This window comes from Nitrobacter sp. TKz-YC01 (assembly GCF_047824785.1).
GTDB lineage: Bacteria > Pseudomonadota > Alphaproteobacteria > Rhizobiales > Xanthobacteraceae > Nitrobacter.
On the sequence record NZ_CP181167.1, the window covers coordinates 3,405,618 to 3,421,601 of the forward strand.

Consider the following 15,984-nt stretch of genomic DNA (forward strand, 5'->3'; position numbering starts at 1 on the left):
GCTTGGCATTTGTATGATGTTCCCGTGATGGGCGTGCGACCAGGGCTGCAACATCCCGCTTCGCTGACATGATCCTTCAGCCGGACCACGTCAAGAAAAAAGGCGTGGAAGGAACCGAGAATGGCTGTTCAGGTTGCCGTCATGCTCCGCCTTGCGCCGGACCCGATGATATCAGCCGTTCGCGATAGTTAAGCCTACCCGCCCAGCTTCGCGATCAGCGCGTCGGAGACCTCGAAGTTGGCGTAGACGTTCTGGACGTCGTCATGCTCGTTGAGAAGATCGATGAGCTTGAGCAGCTTCTCGCCGGTGCTGTCGTCGACGGCGATCGTATTCTGCGGCCTCCAGATCAAAGCCACCTTGCGCGCCTCGCCGAACGTGCTTTCGAGCGCCTTGGCGACGTCGCGAAAGGTATCCTGCGCGGCATAGATTTCGTGACCGCCCTCGCCGGACACCACATCGTCGGCGCCGGCTTCGATGGCGGCTTCCAGCATGTCGTCGGCTGACGCCTTGTCCGCGTCATATTCGATGACGCCGAGCCGGTCGAACATGAAGGAGACCGAGCCGGTTTCCCCGAGATTGCCGCCGGATTTGGTGAAGTATGAACGGATGTCGGAGGCGGCGCGGTTGCGATTGTCGGTCAGCACTTCCATGATGACCGCCACGCCGCCCGGACCGTAGCCCTCGTAGCGCAACTCGTCGTAGTTCTCGGCATCGTTGCCGCTGGCCTTCTTGATCGCGCGCTCGATATTGTCCTTGGGCATGTTTTCCGCCCGCGCCGCGATCACCGCCGCGCGCAGCCGCGGGTTCATCGCCGGATCCGGCGTCCCGAGCTTGGCGGCAACCGTGATCTCGCGCGCAAGCTTGCTGAACAGCTTCGACTTCTGAGCATCCTGCCGGCCCTTGCGGTGCATGATGTTCTTGAACTGGGAATGTCCGGCCATCGGCAGGTCTCTTTCAAAATTCCGCCGGCCCCGGCGGCGGCGCGCCGGGCGGCTCGGCAACAGGGCATAAGCGGCGCGGCGTTATAAGACGGGATCGGACGAAATTAAAGACTAGGTCCGTTAGCGCCCGGCATGATCGCGCGCCCGGAGATCACGTTCCACACGTTCTAAAAGCGCGATTACCTCCAGAACGAAGGCTCCGCCCGCTCAAGCCGCCCGCCTATTCGCACCGGAGCGATCTTGAGGGCAAGCCCGGTCGCATCGTCCGTCTCGACCGCGACGCCGCTCAATGTCGCAGCGCCCACAGCCGGCTCGAAGCGGCTGCTCGGAATGCCCGTGGTGAAGCGGCGCAGCGGCTCCTCCTTCTGCATCCCGATCACAGAGTCATAATCGCCGGTCATGCCGGCATCGCTCATGTAGGCGGTGCCGCCGGACAGGATGCGATGATCCGCCGTCGGCACATGGGTATGCGTCCCCACCACCAGGCTGACGCGGCCGTCGCAGAAGTAACCCATGCTTTGCTTTTCGCTGGTCGCTTCGCCGTGGAAATCAACGACGATCGCGTCCGCCGCCTCGCGAAGCCGGCAGGCGTCGAGTTCGCGTTCGATGGCGTGGAAGGGGTCGTTGAGGGGCTCCATGAAGATGCGCGCCATGGCGTTGATGACGAGCGCGCGGCGGCCATCCTTGGCGTCGATCATCGCCGCACCGCGTCCCGGCGTTCCCGGCGGGAAATTCAGCGGACGGACGAGCCGTGGCGCGCGCTCGATGAACACCAGCGCCTCTTTCTGATTCCAGGCGTGATTGCCCAGCGTGATCGCATCGGCGCCGGCGTCGAGCAATTCCTGATAGATCGCCTCGGTGATGCCGAAACCGCCCGCGGCGTTCTCGCCGTTGACGACCACGAGATCGAGCTTCCATGCGGTGACGAGTTCCGGAAGATAGTCGTTGATCGCGGTGCGCCCGGTCCTGCCGACAACATCGCCGATGAAAAGGATTCGCACGTCCTATTTGCTCCCGAACCTGAACACGCCGGTTTCGGTTAGCACATAATCGAGCCGGACGTCGTGGGACATTGCCGGCACCCGCGGCACCTCCTGCACCGAAAAGGCAAGGCCGATCGCGGTAACGGTCCTTCGTCGCCGCAGCGCCTCGAGCGTGCGGTCGTAATAGCCTGCGCCGTAGCCGATGCGATGACCGGCGTGGTCGAACGCCGCCAGCGGCACCAGCACGATGTCCGGCGCCACCTCGACGGCATTGGCGGGCGGCTCGTAAGTCCCCAACGCCCCACGAACAAGCGCATCGCCGGGCATCCACGCGCGAAACACCAGCGCGGCGTCACGCGCCGCGATCGCCGGCATCCCAAGCGCCGCGCCCTTCCCGGCAAGGCTCCGCATCAGCGGCACGGGATCGATCTCGTTGCGAATCGGCGCATAGCCGGCGACGACGGTCGATGACGTTATATCGAGCGGCGGCATCCGCGCCGCGAGCGCAACCGCCGCGCGGGCGCGATCCTCCGCGCTCAGGGCGTCGCGGCGAGCCAGCGCGGCAGCGCGCAACTCGTCCTTGGGCGGAGCATCGGGGGAAATCGGCATGCACAACGTTTATAACGTATTTCGAGCAAAGAAGATCAGTTCGCCCGAGGAGCGCGCCAGAACAGGATCACCGAAGTCACAGATCACCGAAGCTATGGGAAGAACCGGCGCGGCTCCGGCCCCGGTCATCATGCGCTAAAGCAGATTTCCGCACGACCTGAGATAGTGGCAGCTTTCAGGGACATGTGGGATATGCAAGGAAATGCGCGAAGCCGCGACCGCCGTTGAAGCGCTCGATCCCGGAGTTCCCTACGAAAGTAGGTGGGCACCATATGACCGGATCCACGGACCCGGCCAGGGACAGTTCCCTTAAGGATCGATAAGGCCCCGGGGATAGTGGCTCCTGACGCGCGGCGCAGCCTCGCGAACTCAATGTAGGCCCGATGGATGCGAAGCGCCAGTGGATGATAGTTGCCACTTCTTACTCTCCAGAAGAGAGTGCAGAACGACATCGGTCTGTCCGAAGGGTTCACTTCCTTATAGGGTTGATCACCCGATGGCGATGCCGCCGCCGACGGTGCGGTTCAGCACCTGCGTGGTCTTCTCGATCCGGTGGGCCGCCATGTTGAGCGCGGCGACAACCGCCGTCTGCGTCGCGCGGGCGCGCTCGGCGGCCGCGGCGCGCACATCGCGCAATGCCTTGATCTCTTCCTCCAGCGCGCGGATGCGCTGCTGCGCATCCATCAGTTCGTCGGATGTCACCAGCGCCGCCATGACCTCAAGCCGCTGGTCTCCGATTTGTCCGAACTTGCCACGCAACTGGCCGATGCGGCTTTCCAGATCGTCCGCGAGCTTCAGCAGCCGGTCTTCCTGGCCATCCTCGCAGGCCATCCGGTACTGGCGGCTGTTGATGGTCACGTTGACGTGGCTCATGGCCTCTCTCCCGCCGCCTCGAGCACGGACCTGATGGTGCCGATCGCCGCGTCCAGCTTTTCGGCGATCTCACGATTGGTCCGCTCCAGCTTGCGCGTGCGCACCAGCGATCCGTCGAGTTCATCCGCAAGGCGGGAGCGATCCGCGCCCAGCGCCTGAATGCGGCTCGCCAGTTCGTCCTCGTCGCGGTCCGCGTCACGCCGCCGCTCCACCGCCCGTTCCAGCGCATCGAGCGCGGCCGTCAGCCGCCGGGTGGCGGCGTCGATATCGGTTCCCCCACCACCGTTGGGCGGTTCAGCACTGGCGGAACGATTGGCCGGTTGGTCGTTCATGTTCGTCCTGCGCGCCTTTGGGCCGGCTGCCGGGCAGGCTACAAAGCGGCGGCTCGGCAAGCCCTTAGGAACCGAAATTTACGTGGCGGACGAGGCCAGCGCAACGCCGGTGCACAACTATGCACCACAAACATTCTCCCCCTCAGCGTCCCCCCCGGCACTTGGACTCCGCCGACGCAGGTGCTATGCCCCCGGCACGCCAGTCCTTTCTACCGGACTGCATCGAATTCCAATGCGAACCGTTTACTTAGCCCTCCTCCCTATCAGGACCGGATATCTCCCATGCCGACCGTCGACTCCTCCCGTATGGCAAATGCAATCCGCGCGCTCGCGATGGATGGTGTAGAAAAAGCAAAATCGGGCCATCCCGGCCTGCCCATGGGCACGGCCGACATCGCCACGGTGCTGTTCACCAAGTTCCTGAAATACGACGCCGCCGATCCGCACTGGCCGGACCGGGACCGCTTCATCCTTTCCGCCGGCCACGGCTCGATGCTGCTTTATGCCTTGTTATACCTGACCGGCTACAAGCAGATGACGCTCGATCAGCTCAAGAATTTCCGGCAGCTCGACTCCAAGACGCCGGGTCATCCGGAGAACTTCATCACCGAGGGCGCGGAAACCACCACCGGCCCGCTCGGCCAGGGTGTCGCCACCTCGGTCGGCTTCGCGCTGGCGGAACGGCTGCTGGCCGCCGAATTCGGCGGCGAGGTGGTCGACCACTACACTTACGTGCTGTGCTCCGACGGCGACCTGATGGAGGGCATCAGCCATGAGGCGATCGCGCTGGCGGGCCACCTCAAGCTCAACAAGCTGATTTTCCTTTACGATGACAACGGCATCACCATCGACGGCCCGATCTCGCTTTCTGACGACGTCGATCAGGTGGCGCGTTTCAAGGCGTGCGGCTGGGATGCCAGACGGATCGACGGCCATGATCAGAAGGCGATCGCCGCCGCGATCCGCCGGGCGCAGAAATCCGACAGGCCATCGCTGATCGCCTGCAAGACCATCATCGGTTTCGGCGCTCCCACCAGGGCCGGCACGTCCAAGGCACACGGCGAAGCGCTGGGCGCGGAAGAACTCGCGGGGACGAAGAAGGCGCTGGGCTGGGAGTATGGCCCCTTTGAAGTTCCCGAGGATGTCCTCAACGCCTGGCGGAGCGCCGGACGCAAGGGCAAGCGGCACAACAAGGAGTGGCGCGCGCGGCTCGCGGCCCAGCCCGATGCCCAGCGAGACGAATTCAAGCGCCGCGTCATCGACCGCAAGCCATCTCAAAACCTCAATGAGGCGATCCGCAAGCTCAAGGACAAGCTGGTCGCCGAGCCGCCGACGGTCGCCACCCGCAAGGCCAGCGAAATGGCGCTCGAGGCGCTGGTGCCGGCGGTGCCGGAACTGCTGCTCGGTTCCGCCGATCTCACCCCTTCGAACAACACCCGCACCAAGGGCCTGAAAGAAGTGGAGCCCGGCCAGTATGGTGGCCGCTACATCCACTACGGCATCCGCGAACTCGGCATGGCCGCCGCCATGAATGGCATCGCCCTGCATGGCGGATATGCGCCGGCCGGCGGCACGTTCATGTGCTTCGCCGACTATGCCCGTCCGGCGATGCGCGTTTCGGCGCTGGCGTATATTCCCACCATCTACATCATGACCCACGACTCGATCGGGCTCGGCGAGGACGGCCCCACCCATCAGCCGGTGGAACATCTGGCAAGCCTGCGCGCGATGCCGAACATGCGCGTGTTCCGCCCCGCCGACGCGGTCGAGACCGCCGAGTGCTGGCAGCTTGCCCTGGAGCGGCCGAAGGGGCCGACGGTTCTGGCTCTGTCGCGCCAGAATCTCACCCCGGTGCGCAAGACCGCGGACGCGGACAATCGCTGCGCGCAGGGCGCCTATGAACTGGTCGCCGCTGGCGGCGAGGCGAAGGTGTCGATCTTCGCGTCGGGATCCGAAGTCGAGATCGCCGTCGCCGCTCAGCAGCAGCTGTCCCAGCGCGGCATCGCCTCGCGGGTGGTGTCGGTGCCCTCGCTGGAACTGTTGCTCGAGCAGCCCGAGGATCGCCGGCAGGCCATTATCGGCAAGGCTCCCGTCAAGATCGCCGTGGAAGCGGCCGTGCGTTTCGGATGGGACGCCGTGATCGGGGCGGACGGCCTTTTCGTCGGCATGAACAGCTTCGGCCACAGCGCTCCCGCCAAGGACCTCTACAAGCATTTCGGCATCACCGCCGAAGCCGTGGTCGGCGCGGTGGAAAAACGCCTTGGCTGAGGTTGAGATTGCCTCAAAATCAAAAAGGCGCTAGCTAAAAACGGTGGAATGGATTTGGCATTCGCTGCCCGGCCAAGCGTGGCCTGGATGCGAATGGCAAATCCAAAATTCCACTGACAACTTGCATTCGCTGGCGGTCCCTGCGATTTCGACATTCGGAAAAGATGCTCGCGGAATAATAAGAGCATCGGAATGCCGGAAATCGCGCCGCCGGATATTACCAACGGTCGCGGCCTGGCAGAACCGGGCGAAAAGGCGTTGACGCTGCGCGCGGCAAACTATGGTTGCGCGCAGGGAGCGCCGTCCATTTGAAGGAGAATGAAGACATGGCAGTCCGGGTCGCAATCAACGGGTTTGGCCGCATCGGCCGCAATGTTTTGCGCGCCGTTTATGAGGCCGGCCGCGACGAGATCGAGATCGTCGCCATCAATGATCTCGGCCCGGTGGAAACCAACGCGCATCTCTTGCGCTTCGACTCGGTGCATGGCCGCTTCCCCTTCGAGGTGAAGGTCGAAGGCGACAGCCTCGTGATCGGCAAGAACAAGATCAAGGTGACCGCCGAGCGCGATCCCTCGAAGCTGCCCTGGAAGGAACTCGGCATCGACATCGCGATGGAGTGCACCGGCCTTTTCACCGCGAAGGAGAAAGCTTCCGCGCACCTCACCGCCGGCGCCAAGCGCGTGCTGGTGTCGGCTCCGGCCGAAGGCGCGGATCTGACGGTGGTCTATGGCGTCAACCACGACAAGCTGACGAAGGATCATCTGGTCGTTTCGAACGGATCCTGCACCACCAACTGTCTCGCGCCGGTGGCGAAAGTCCTCAACGATCTGATCGGCATCGAAACCGGCTTCATGACCACGATTCACGCCTACACAGGCGACCAGCCGACCCTCGACACCATGCACAAGGACCTCTATCGAGGGCGCGCCGCGGGTCTTTCAATGGTTCCGACCTCGACCGGCGCCGCGAGGGCGATCGGCCTGGTATTGCCGGAGCTGAAGGGCAAGCTTGACGGCGTCGCGATCCGCGTGCCGACGCCGAACGTCTCGGTCGTCGATCTCAAGGTGATCGCCAAGCGAGAGACGTCCGCGAACGAGATCAACGAGGCGATGAAGCGGGCTTCGTCACAGGAGCTGAAGGGCATCCTCGGCACCACCGACCAGCCCAATGTCTCGAGCGATTTCAACCACGATTCGCACTCATCGACGCTCCACATCGACCAGACCAAGGTGCAGAACGGCACGCTGGTGCGGGTGTTGTCGTGGTACGACAACGAATGGGGCTTCTCCAACCGCATGACCGACACCGCCGTCGCGATGGCGAAGCTGATCTGACATCACGGTATCCGGGCGCATCGCGGCGCAAGCGCCGCGATGCGAAACCGGCGCCAATCAATACCGCAACTTTTCCTGCGTGGCGGTCCCGGTTTGCGGCGCACCGTTCACGCGGCACCGTGTTCGGGACATCCAGACCATGACAAATTCCTTCCGCACCCTCGATGACGTTGACCTTCGCGGAAAGCGCGTCCTGCTGCGCGTCGATCTCAACGTCCCCATGGAGCAGGGCCGCGTCACCGACGCCACGCGGCTGGAGCGGGTGGCCCCGACGATCACCGAGATCGCGGACAAGGGCGGCAAGGCGATCCTGCTTGCGCATTTCGGCCGGCCCAAGGGTTCCGACCCCAAGAACTCGCTGAGGCCGGTCGCCGCGGAACTCGCCAAGGTCCTCGGCAAGCCGGTGGCCTTCGCCGACGACTGCGTCGGCGAACCCGCGCAACAGGCGGTCGCCGCGATGAAGGATGGCGACATCCTTTGCCTGGAGAACACCCGCTTCCATTCGGAAGAGGAAAAGAACGACCCGGCCTTCGTCGCCGAACTGGCCAGGCTCGGCGACCTCTGGGTGAACGACGCCTTCTCCGCCGCGCATCGCGCGCACGCCTCCACCGAAGGTCTGGGGCACAAGCTGCCGGGTTATGCCGGACGCACCATGCAGGCCGAGCTTGAGGCGCTCAACAAGGCGCTCGAAGCCCCGACCAAACCCGTCATCGCCGTGATCGGCGGAGCGAAGGTCTCGACCAAGATCGACCTTCTCGAAAATCTCGTCAGCAAGGTCGATGCGCTGGTGATCGGCGGCGGCATGGCCAACACCTTCCTGCATGCGCAGGGCGTCAACATCGGCAAATCGCTGGCGGAGAAGGACCTCGCGGCGACCGCGCTGCGCATCATGGAAAAGGCCGAAGCCGCCAACTGCGCCATCATCCTTCCGGTGGATGCGACCGTCGCGTTCCATTTCGCCGCCAACACGCCGTCCCACGCCTATGGGCTCGACGCGATCCCGGCCGACGGTATGATTCTCGATGTCGGACCTCAGTCGGTGGAACGCGTTCGTTCGGCCATCGACGACGCCGCGACGCTGGTCTGGAACGGCCCACTCGGTGCGTTCGAACTGACTCCTTTCGATCGCGGCACCGTCGCCGCGGCAAAACACGCGGCGGAACGCACCAAGGCCGGCAAGCTGGTGTCGGTCGCCGGTGGCGGCGATACGGTCGCGGCGCTGAACCAGGCGGGCGTAGCCGGCGATTTCACCTATGTCTCGACAGCCGGCGGCGCCTTCCTGGAGTGGATGGAAGGCAAGCCGCTGCCCGGCGTCGAGGTGCTGAGGGCAAAATGACGCTGCTGCTCGCGGTAAAATGAGTTGCGGCGTCAGAAAGCCGCAACTCTCATGCCTGCATGATCCTTAAGACCCGGCATCCTTTAGCGGACGTCGGAAGAGAGCATGCAGGAGGGAGCCGCTCATGAATCTCGCTGACCTCAACAAAGTGGCGCAGGCCATGGTCGCGCCGGGCAAGGGCATTCTCGCCGCCGACGAATCCTCGCCCACCATCACCAGACGCTTCAATGCCATCGGTGTGACATCCACCGAGGAAAGCCGCCGCGACTATCGCGAGATGATGTTCCGCGCCACCGACGCCATGACGCAATACATCTCCGGCGTCATCCTCTACGACGAAACCATCTGGCAGAGCGCCAGGGACGGCACGCCGCTGATCAGGCTGATCGAACAGGCCGGCGCCATTCCCGGCATCAAGGTCGATGAAGGCACGCAACCCCTGCCCGCCTGCCCCGGCGAACTCGTGACCGTTGGGCTGGATCGTCTCGCCGAGCGCCTGACCAAATACCATGCCCAGGGCGCGCGCTTCGCGAAGTGGCGCGCGGTGATCGACATCAACGCGGCTGGCCGCATTCCGAGCATGACCGCGATCGGCGTCAACGCCCACGCGCTGGGACGCTACGCCGCGCTGTGTCAGGCTGCCCAGATCGTTCCTATCGTCGAACCGGAAGTGCTGATGGACGGCGATCACGACATCGATCGCTGCCTCGAGGTCACGACGCGCGTCCTCAACGTGACGTTTCAGGAGTTGCGAAAGCAGCGTGTCGCGCTGGAAGGCATGATCCTGAAGCCCAACATGGCGATCCCGGGCAAAAAGAGCGCCAGCAAGGCATCCGTGGAGGAAGTCGCGGAAAAGACGGTGCGTATGTTGAAGGCCTGCGTGCCCGCCGCCGTCCCCGGCATCGCCTTCTTGTCGGGCGGTCAGTCCGACGAGGAGGCCACCGCTCATCTCGATGCCATGAACCGGATGGGCAATCTACCCTGGAAGCTCACTTTCTCCTACGGCCGCGCGTTACAGGCGGCGCCGCAGAAAGCGTGGTCCGGCAAGGCCGAGAACGTCGCCGCCGGGCAACGGGCTCTCATCCACCGGGCGCGGATGAATTCGCTTGCAACCAGGGGAGAGTGGAGAGCCGACCTTGAAGGGAAGGCTGCGTGAGATTCTCGGCATCCGACCTGATCTTGCCGCCCTTGCAAGCGACACCAGGCGCGTCAGGTTCGTATTGAATGGTAACGAGTGAAATTTCATCCCTCCTACTTGCCGAGGGAGTTTCACGGTGCTCAATGATGCGTTTCTCACCATATGAAAACGCTCGAGAGGTTCAGGCTTGATATGCCGCCGAAAGCCGCGCCATCACGACCAGTTCCCCGGCTTTATCTCGCAACGCCGGTCATCGATGACCCCTCGCACGTGGCGGCGCAGCTTCCCGCGCTCCTCGCGTCCGCGGATGTCGCCGCGGTGCTGGTTCGGCTCTCGCCGTCCGATCCCCGCACGATGATATCGCGGATCAAGGCGCTGGCGCCCTCGATCCAGAACAGCGGCGCCGCGCTTTTACTCAAGGCTCACGCCGATCTGGTCGCAAGGGCAGGCGCCGACGGCGCGCATCTCACCGGCATCGAAGCATTGCAGGAGACGCTGCCCGCACTGAAACCCGACCGCATCGTCGGGGTCGGCGGCCTGTCGACGCGTCATGATTCCATGATCGCGGGCGAGGCCGGCGCCGATTACGTGCTGTTCGGCGAACCGGATGAGACCGGCGACCGGCCGTCCGCGGAAGCGATCGCCGAGCGGCTGGCATGGTGGGCCGAACTGTTCGAGCCACCCTGTGTCGCTCACGCGACGAACATCGATGAAGCGCGGCTTTTCGCGGCATCGGGCGCGGATTTCGTGCTGATCGGCGACATCGTCTGGAACGACCCGCGCGGCACGGCGCCGGCGCTCGCGGACATCGCAACCGCCATCGCACAACGTTGCGGATCGCAAGGCGGCGCGCAAGGTGCGGCCCCCGCATATGGCGTCAGGGGCGCCGGATGACTTTCCCGCGTCCGGTCGCCATCGTCGCCGGCATTCTCATGCTCGGGGAGAGCGCGGCGGCGCAGCTCCAGCCGTCGCCGGCCGCCGATCCGTCGCCCGCCGGCAAGAGCGTCACGACCAAGGCCATCAAGCCGCCAACGCCACCCACAAGGCTAGAGCCGGACAACAAGGCGAACGCGCAGGTCGCTGACGATCCGAATGCCGATGCGGTTTACGGCGCCTATCAACGCGGCCGTTACAAGACGGCGTTTGATCTCGCCTTGAAACGAGCGCAGGAGGACAAGAACCCTGCCGCCATGACCATGCTCGGCGAGCTCTATGCCAATGGGCTCGGCGTCAGGCGCGACTACGGCAAGGCGATCGAATGGCATCAGCGAGCGGCCGATCTGGGCGATCGCGAGGCCATGTTCGCGCTCGCCATGCTTCGCATCAGCGGACGCGGCGGACCTCCCGACAGGGCGGGCGCGGTGAAATGGCTTACCGCGTCGGCCAAGCTCGGCCAGCCCAAGGCCGCCTACAATCTGGCGCTTCTCCACATGGACGGGCAGACGCTGCCGCAGGATTTCAAACGCGCCGCCGAACTGCTGCGATTCGCGGCCGACGCCGGCAGCCCGGAAGCGCAATATGCGCTGGCCACTTTTTACAAGGAAGGCACCGGCGTCGAAAAGAATCTCTACAAGTCGGTGCGGTTGTTGCAGGCGGCCTCGCTCGCCGGCAACGTCGATGCCGAAGTCGAGTATGCGATCGCGCTGTTCAACGGCAGCGGCACCCAGAAGAACGAGGCGGCCGCGGTATCGCTGCTGCGCAAAGCCGCCAGGCGCAACAGCGCGATCGCTCAAAATCGTCTCGCCCACGCCCTTGTCGAAGGCATGGGCGTCCCGATGGACAAGGTCGAAGGCCTGAAATGGCACATCGTGGCGAAAACCGGCGGCAAGGGCGATCTGCAGCTTGACGCGGCGATGGCGCGGGTGACGCCCGAAGAACGCGCGAACGCGGAAAGCGCCGCCCGCAAATGGCTCGGAATCAAATGAACCGCTTGACGGAGGCGTCCGCGCAGGGCACCCAGACCTTATCATCCATCCGAGCCTCATCATGCTGCAATCCGCTCTCATGAACGTCATGGTCAAGGCCGCGCGCCGCGCCGGCCGCAGCCTGAAACGCGATCTCGGCGAAGTCGAGAATCTTCAGGTGTCCCTGAAGGGACCAGCGAACTTCGTCAGTCTCGCGGACAAGCGCGCGGAGGACATCCTGTATGATGAACTCAGCAAGGCGCGTCCCGGCTACGGCTTTTTCGGCGAGGAAGGCGGCAGCCGCGAGGGCACCGACAAGAGCCACACCTGGATCGTCGACCCGCTCGACGGCACCACCAACTTCCTGCACGGCATTCCGCATTTCGCGATCTCGATCGGCCTGCAGCGTGACGGCGTGCTGATCGCCGGCCTAGTTTACAACCCCGCCAATGACGAACTCTACACCGCGGAGCGCGGCAAGGGAGCCTTCCTCAACGATCAGCGGCTGCGCGTGTCGGGACGCCGCCAGATGAACGACTGCGTGATCGCCTGCGGCCTGCCGCATATCGGACGCGGCGACCATGAATTGTCGCGACGGGAGATGGCCGCGCTCCAGCCGAAGGTGGCGGGCCTGCGGCGCTTCGGCGCGGCCTCGCTCGATCTCGCTTTCGTCGCGGCGGGCCGCGTCGACGGCTACTGGGAACGCAACCTGCAACCGTGGGATATCGCGGGCGGACAGATCATCGTGCGCGAGGCAGGCGGCATCGTCAGCGGCATTCAGGGCGACGACGATCCGCTTACGACCGGCCATGTGATCTGCGGCAACGAGTTCGTTCACGCCGAACTCGTGAGGATTATCAAACCGCTGGGGTAGAGCATTTTCCGGCGAAGCGGATGACCTCTTCACCGCAAGAAAATGCGACCAGACAATAATGTCCAGAGCGCGGTCCGATTCAACTTGATCGGGATCATGCTCTATAGCGTCTTCGAGCGAAGTGGATACCGGTTCGCGTAAAGAAAACGCGTCAAATCAATATCATGGAGCTTCGCTTCTGATTCAATCAGAAGCGATAATGCTCCAAACAACGCGCGGCCCTGTTATTCCGCCGGCTGCATCGGCGCCGGCGGCCCGTGGATCTCCGGCTCGCCCGCCGGCTCCAGTCCGCTCTTGTCGCGCCCAAGCACGCGCATCACGACGACGTAAAACACCGGCACCATCAGAAGCGCCAGCACCACCACCGCGATCATGCCGCCCATCACGCTGGTACCGAGCGCCTGCTGGCTCGCTCCGCCCGCGCCGCTGGCGATAACCATCGGCAGAACGCCGGAGGCAAAGGCAAAGCCGGTCATCAAAATCGGGCGGAAGCGCAGCGCGCAGGCCTCGATCGTGGCGTCGACGAGTGGCTTGCCCTGCGCGCGCAGATCCTTGGCGAATTCGACGATGAGGATGGCGTCCTTGGCCGCCAGGCCGATGATGGTCACGAGTCCAACGGTGAAATAGACGTCGTTGGCAAGCCCGCGCGTTGTCGCCGCCAGCACCGCGCCGAAAATCCCGAGCGGCACCGTCAGCAGGACCGCAAGCGGAATGGTCCAGCTTTCATAGAGCGCCGCCAGGCAGAGAAACACCACCAGCGCCGAGAGCGCGAGCAGGAACGGCGCCTGCGACCCGGACAGCTTCTCCTGCAACGATTGACCCGTCCATTCATAGCCAAAGCCGCGCGGAAGGCGATCGGCCAGCCGCTCCATCTCGGCAATCGCATCGCCGGACGTAAAGCCGGCACGCGCCTCCCCGGTGATGCGCATTGACGGATAGTAGTTGAAGCCGACGACCTGAGTCGGTCCCTTCGACCATTCGATCGACGAGAAGGACGAGAACGGCACCAGCCCCCCGCTGCTGTTCTTGACGTTGTAATTGAGGATGTCATGCGCCGTGGTGCGGCCGTCGCGATCCGACTGCACGATCACGCGCTGCATTCGCCCACGGTTGGGGAAGTCGTTGACATAGGTCGAACCGAGATTGGTCGACATGGTATCGTTGATATCCTCGAACGTGACTCCGAGAGCGCTGGCCTTCTCGCGGTCGATCACAAGATTGACCTGTCCCGCCGACGGCAAACCTTCGACATACACGTTTTGCAGGATCGGACTGGCATTGGCCTCGGCAATCAACTGATTGGTCGCCTGCAACAACGCCGGGTAGCCTTTCTGGCCGCGATCCTGCAGGCGGAAGCTGAAACCCGAGGAATTGCCGAGGTTGTCGATCGGCGGCGGCTGCAGCGCCGTGATCTTGGCGTCGCGCAGCGACGACGCCAGATCGCGATTGGCGTCAGCGACGATATTGGCGGCTGAGTCCTTCTCAGGACGTTCGGACCAGTCTTTCAGGGAAATGAATGCTTGCGCCGTGTTCATGCCCTGCCCTGAAAAAGCGAAACCGGTCAGGAAAGTGACATCCTGAACTCCCGGCCGTTCGGCCAGGTATCTTTCGACCGCCTCCACCGCCGCTTCGGTCCGCCCGTGGGACGAATCCGCCGGCGTCTGCACGTCAGTCGTGATGAAGCCCTGATCGTCCACCGGCAGAAAGCCGGCGGGCAATCGAACAAAGGCCCAAACGAGGGCGCCGACCAGAACAGCGTAGATCAGCATCAGCCGTCCGGTTCGCCTCAGCGACCAGCCGACTGTCGAGACGTAGCGGCCGCGCACGCCCTCCAGCGCGCGATTGAACCAGCCGAACACGCCTTTGCGGGCGTGGCCGTGTCCGGCCTTTACGGGCTTCAGTAGCGTGGCGCACAGCGCCGGCGTCAGCGACAGCGCCATCAGGGCAGAAAAGGCGATCGCGGCAACCACCGTGACGGAGAACTGCCTGTAGATGATGCCGACAGAGCCCGGAAAGAACGCCATCGGCACGAACACCGCCATCAGCACCAGGGTGATGCCGACGATAGCGCTCGTGATCTGCGACATCGCCTTGCGCGCCGCCTCCTTGGGCGGCAGTCCCTCCTCCGCCATGATGCGTTCGACATTCTCCACCACGACGATGGCGTCATCGACCAGAATGCCGATCGCCAGCACCATGCCGAACATGGTCAGCATGTTGATGGAATAGCCGGCGATTAAAAGCACCGCACAGGTACCGAGCAGCGCGACCGGCACCACGATGGTCGGAATGATGGTGTAACGGATGTTCTGCAGAAACAGGAACATCACGAGAAATACCAGTACCACTGCCTCGATCAGCGTATGCACGACCTTTTCGATCGAGGCCTCCACCACGGGCGTGATATTGTAAGGGATACCGTAGGTGATATTCGCCGGAAAGAACTTCGAAAGTTCCTTCATCTTGGCTTCCACCGCGCTCGCGGTGGCAAGCGCGTTGGCGCCCGGTGCGAGCAGCACCGAAAGGCCCGCGGTCGGCTTGCCGTTGAGGCGGGTGGTGAACCGGTAATCCATGCCGCCGACCTCGACCCGCGCCACGTCGCGCAGGCGCACGGTGGAGCCGTCGCGGTTGGCGCGCAGCAGGATGGAGCCGAATTCCTCGGGCGTGGTGAGTTGCCCCTTCACCAGCACCAGTGCCGCGGTTTTCTGCCCGGCCCGGCTCGGGGGTCCTCCGATGCTGCCCGAAGCCACCTGCGCGTTCTGCGCCGCGATCGCCTTGGTGACGTCTTCCGACGTCAGATCGTAGCCGACGAGCTTTTCGGGATCGAGCCAGACGCGCAATGAGCGTTCGGTGGAGAACAGCGTGGCCCGGCCGACACCGGGAATACGCCGGATTTCCCCGATGATGTTACGCGTCATGAAGTCGCCGAGGCCGACCTCATCGAGACTATCGTCCGTCGAACGCAGCGTGATGATCTGCAACACCGCGCTCGAGGCCTCCTGGACCAGGATGCCTTCCTTCAGCACAGCCGCGGGAAGGCGAGCCTCGATGCGCTTGATGCGGTTCTGCACGTCCACCGACGCGAGAGCAGTGGAGGTGCCGGGAACAAAGAACGCGGTGATCTCGACTTGTCCCAGAGAATCACTGGTGGATTCGAAATTGAGGATGCCCGACGCGCCGTTGAGCTGTTCCTCGATCAGTCGCGTGACGCTGTTATAAAGGTTTTCCGGCGAAGCGCCGGGATACACGGTCGCGACCGAGATCGAAGGCGGCGCGATGATGGGATATTGCGCGATTCCCAGGAATGGAATCGAAATCGTGCCGATCAAACAGATGAACAGCGCGACGACCCACGCGAAGATCGGCCGGTCGATGAAGAAAGCCGGCATGCG

Annotated in this window: 13 protein-coding genes and 1 other RNA gene; 7 read left to right on the forward strand and 7 right to left on the reverse strand. The window is 63.9% G+C overall.

What is annotated here, in order from left to right:
- Positions 1 to 194: 194 nt before the first annotated feature.
- The 6 genes from ACMYR2_RS16280 to ACMYR2_RS16305 form a co-directional block, all read right to left on the reverse strand.
- A complete protein-coding gene (locus ACMYR2_RS16280; protein ID WP_347264918.1) occupies positions 195 to 941 on the reverse strand; it encodes a YebC/PmpR family DNA-binding transcriptional regulator in 747 nt (248 codons plus the stop codon).
- A gap of 179 nt (positions 942 to 1,120) precedes the next feature.
- Positions 1,121 to 1,942, reverse strand: coding sequence for a TIGR00282 family metallophosphoesterase (locus tag ACMYR2_RS16285; RefSeq protein WP_416193298.1), 822 nt, complete (start codon positions 1,940 to 1,942; stop codon positions 1,121 to 1,123).
- 3 nt (positions 1,943 to 1,945) lie between these two features.
- Positions 1,946 to 2,533: a 5-formyltetrahydrofolate cyclo-ligase gene (locus ACMYR2_RS16290; protein ID WP_347264916.1), complete on the reverse strand. Its 588-nt coding sequence runs from the start codon at positions 2,531 to 2,533 to the stop codon at positions 1,946 to 1,948.
- A gap of 205 nt (positions 2,534 to 2,738) precedes the next feature.
- Positions 2,739 to 2,898, reverse strand: a non-coding RNA gene (gene ssrS / locus ACMYR2_RS16295) — 6S RNA.
- Positions 2,899 to 3,022: 124 nt separating this feature from the next.
- Positions 3,023 to 3,406, reverse strand: coding sequence for a cell division protein ZapA (locus ACMYR2_RS16300; protein ID WP_347264915.1), 384 nt, complete (start codon positions 3,404 to 3,406; stop codon positions 3,023 to 3,025).
- Positions 3,403 to 3,738, reverse strand: a complete 336-nt coding sequence (locus tag ACMYR2_RS16305; protein WP_347264914.1) for a DUF4164 domain-containing protein — start codon at positions 3,736 to 3,738, stop codon at positions 3,403 to 3,405. The genes ACMYR2_RS16300 and ACMYR2_RS16305 overlap by 4 nt, the downstream gene beginning before the upstream one ends.
- Before the next feature lie 282 nt (positions 3,739 to 4,020).
- On the opposite strand from ACMYR2_RS16305, the gene tkt reads away from it, so the two are divergent.
- From tkt to ACMYR2_RS16340, 7 genes are all read left to right on the forward strand, one after another.
- Positions 4,021 to 6,006, forward strand: a complete 1,986-nt coding sequence (gene tkt, locus ACMYR2_RS16310) for a transketolase (RefSeq protein ID WP_347264913.1) — start codon at positions 4,021 to 4,023, stop codon at positions 6,004 to 6,006.
- 326 nt (positions 6,007 to 6,332) lie between these two features.
- Positions 6,333 to 7,340: a type I glyceraldehyde-3-phosphate dehydrogenase gene (gap, locus tag ACMYR2_RS16315; protein WP_347264912.1), complete on the forward strand. Its 1,008-nt coding sequence runs from the start codon at positions 6,333 to 6,335 to the stop codon at positions 7,338 to 7,340.
- A 139-nt stretch (positions 7,341 to 7,479) separates the two neighbouring features.
- Entirely contained in the window at positions 7,480 to 8,676 is a 1,197-nt protein-coding gene (locus ACMYR2_RS16320) for a phosphoglycerate kinase (protein WP_347264911.1), read from the forward strand.
- 124 nt (positions 8,677 to 8,800) lie between these two features.
- Positions 8,801 to 9,832, forward strand: a complete 1,032-nt coding sequence (locus ACMYR2_RS16325) for a class I fructose-bisphosphate aldolase (protein WP_416193299.1) — start codon at positions 8,801 to 8,803, stop codon at positions 9,830 to 9,832.
- A 174-nt stretch (positions 9,833 to 10,006) separates the two neighbouring features.
- Positions 10,007 to 10,708, forward strand: coding sequence for a thiamine phosphate synthase (locus ACMYR2_RS16330; protein WP_347264897.1), 702 nt, complete (start codon positions 10,007 to 10,009; stop codon positions 10,706 to 10,708).
- Positions 10,705 to 11,739: a tetratricopeptide repeat protein gene (locus ACMYR2_RS16335; RefSeq protein ID WP_347264896.1), complete on the forward strand. Its 1,035-nt coding sequence runs from the start codon at positions 10,705 to 10,707 to the stop codon at positions 11,737 to 11,739. The genes ACMYR2_RS16330 and ACMYR2_RS16335 overlap by 4 nt, the downstream gene beginning before the upstream one ends.
- 61 nt (positions 11,740 to 11,800) lie before the next feature.
- On the forward strand, positions 11,801 to 12,592 hold the full coding sequence (locus ACMYR2_RS16340) for an inositol monophosphatase family protein (RefSeq protein WP_347264895.1): 792 nt from the start codon (positions 11,801 to 11,803) through the stop codon (positions 12,590 to 12,592).
- A 224-nt stretch (positions 12,593 to 12,816) separates the two neighbouring features.
- Here the strand turns inward: ACMYR2_RS16340 and ACMYR2_RS16345 are convergent, their stop codons facing one another.
- The gene (locus ACMYR2_RS16345; protein ID WP_416193300.1) at positions 12,817 to 15,981 is read right to left on the reverse strand and encodes a multidrug efflux RND transporter permease subunit; all 3,165 of its coding nucleotides are present in this window, start codon (positions 15,979 to 15,981) and stop codon (positions 12,817 to 12,819) included.
- Between the last annotated feature and the right edge of the window lie 3 nt (positions 15,982 to 15,984).

Bases quoted from the DNA above. Each gene is read 5' to 3' on its own strand.
- ACMYR2_RS16280 (WP_347264918.1), bottom strand. From the start codon at position 941: ATGGCCGGACATTCCCAGTTCAAGAACATCATGCACCGCAAGGGCCGG.
- ACMYR2_RS16290 (WP_347264916.1), bottom strand. From the start codon at position 2,533: ATGCCGATTTCCCCCGATGCTCCGCCCAAGGACGAGTTGCGCGCTGCC.
- ACMYR2_RS16300 (WP_347264915.1), bottom strand. From the start codon at position 3,406: ATGAGCCACGTCAACGTGACCATCAACAGCCGCCAGTACCGGATGGCC.
- ACMYR2_RS16305 (WP_347264914.1), bottom strand. From the start codon at position 3,738: ATGAACGACCAACCGGCCAATCGTTCCGCCAGTGCTGAACCGCCCAAC.
- tkt (WP_347264913.1), top strand. From the start codon at position 4,021: ATGCCGACCGTCGACTCCTCCCGTATGGCAAATGCAATCCGCGCGCTC.
- gap (WP_347264912.1), top strand. From the start codon at position 6,333: ATGGCAGTCCGGGTCGCAATCAACGGGTTTGGCCGCATCGGCCGCAAT.
- ACMYR2_RS16320 (WP_347264911.1), top strand. From the start codon at position 7,480: ATGACAAATTCCTTCCGCACCCTCGATGACGTTGACCTTCGCGGAAAG.
- ACMYR2_RS16325 (WP_416193299.1), top strand. From the start codon at position 8,801: ATGAATCTCGCTGACCTCAACAAAGTGGCGCAGGCCATGGTCGCGCCG.
- ACMYR2_RS16330 (WP_347264897.1), top strand. From the start codon at position 10,007: ATGCCGCCGAAAGCCGCGCCATCACGACCAGTTCCCCGGCTTTATCTC.
- ACMYR2_RS16335 (WP_347264896.1), top strand. From the start codon at position 10,705: ATGACTTTCCCGCGTCCGGTCGCCATCGTCGCCGGCATTCTCATGCTC.
- ACMYR2_RS16340 (WP_347264895.1), top strand. From the start codon at position 11,801: ATGCTGCAATCCGCTCTCATGAACGTCATGGTCAAGGCCGCGCGCCGC.
- ACMYR2_RS16345 (WP_416193300.1), bottom strand. From the start codon at position 15,981: ATGCCGGCTTTCTTCATCGACCGGCCGATCTTCGCGTGGGTCGTCGCG.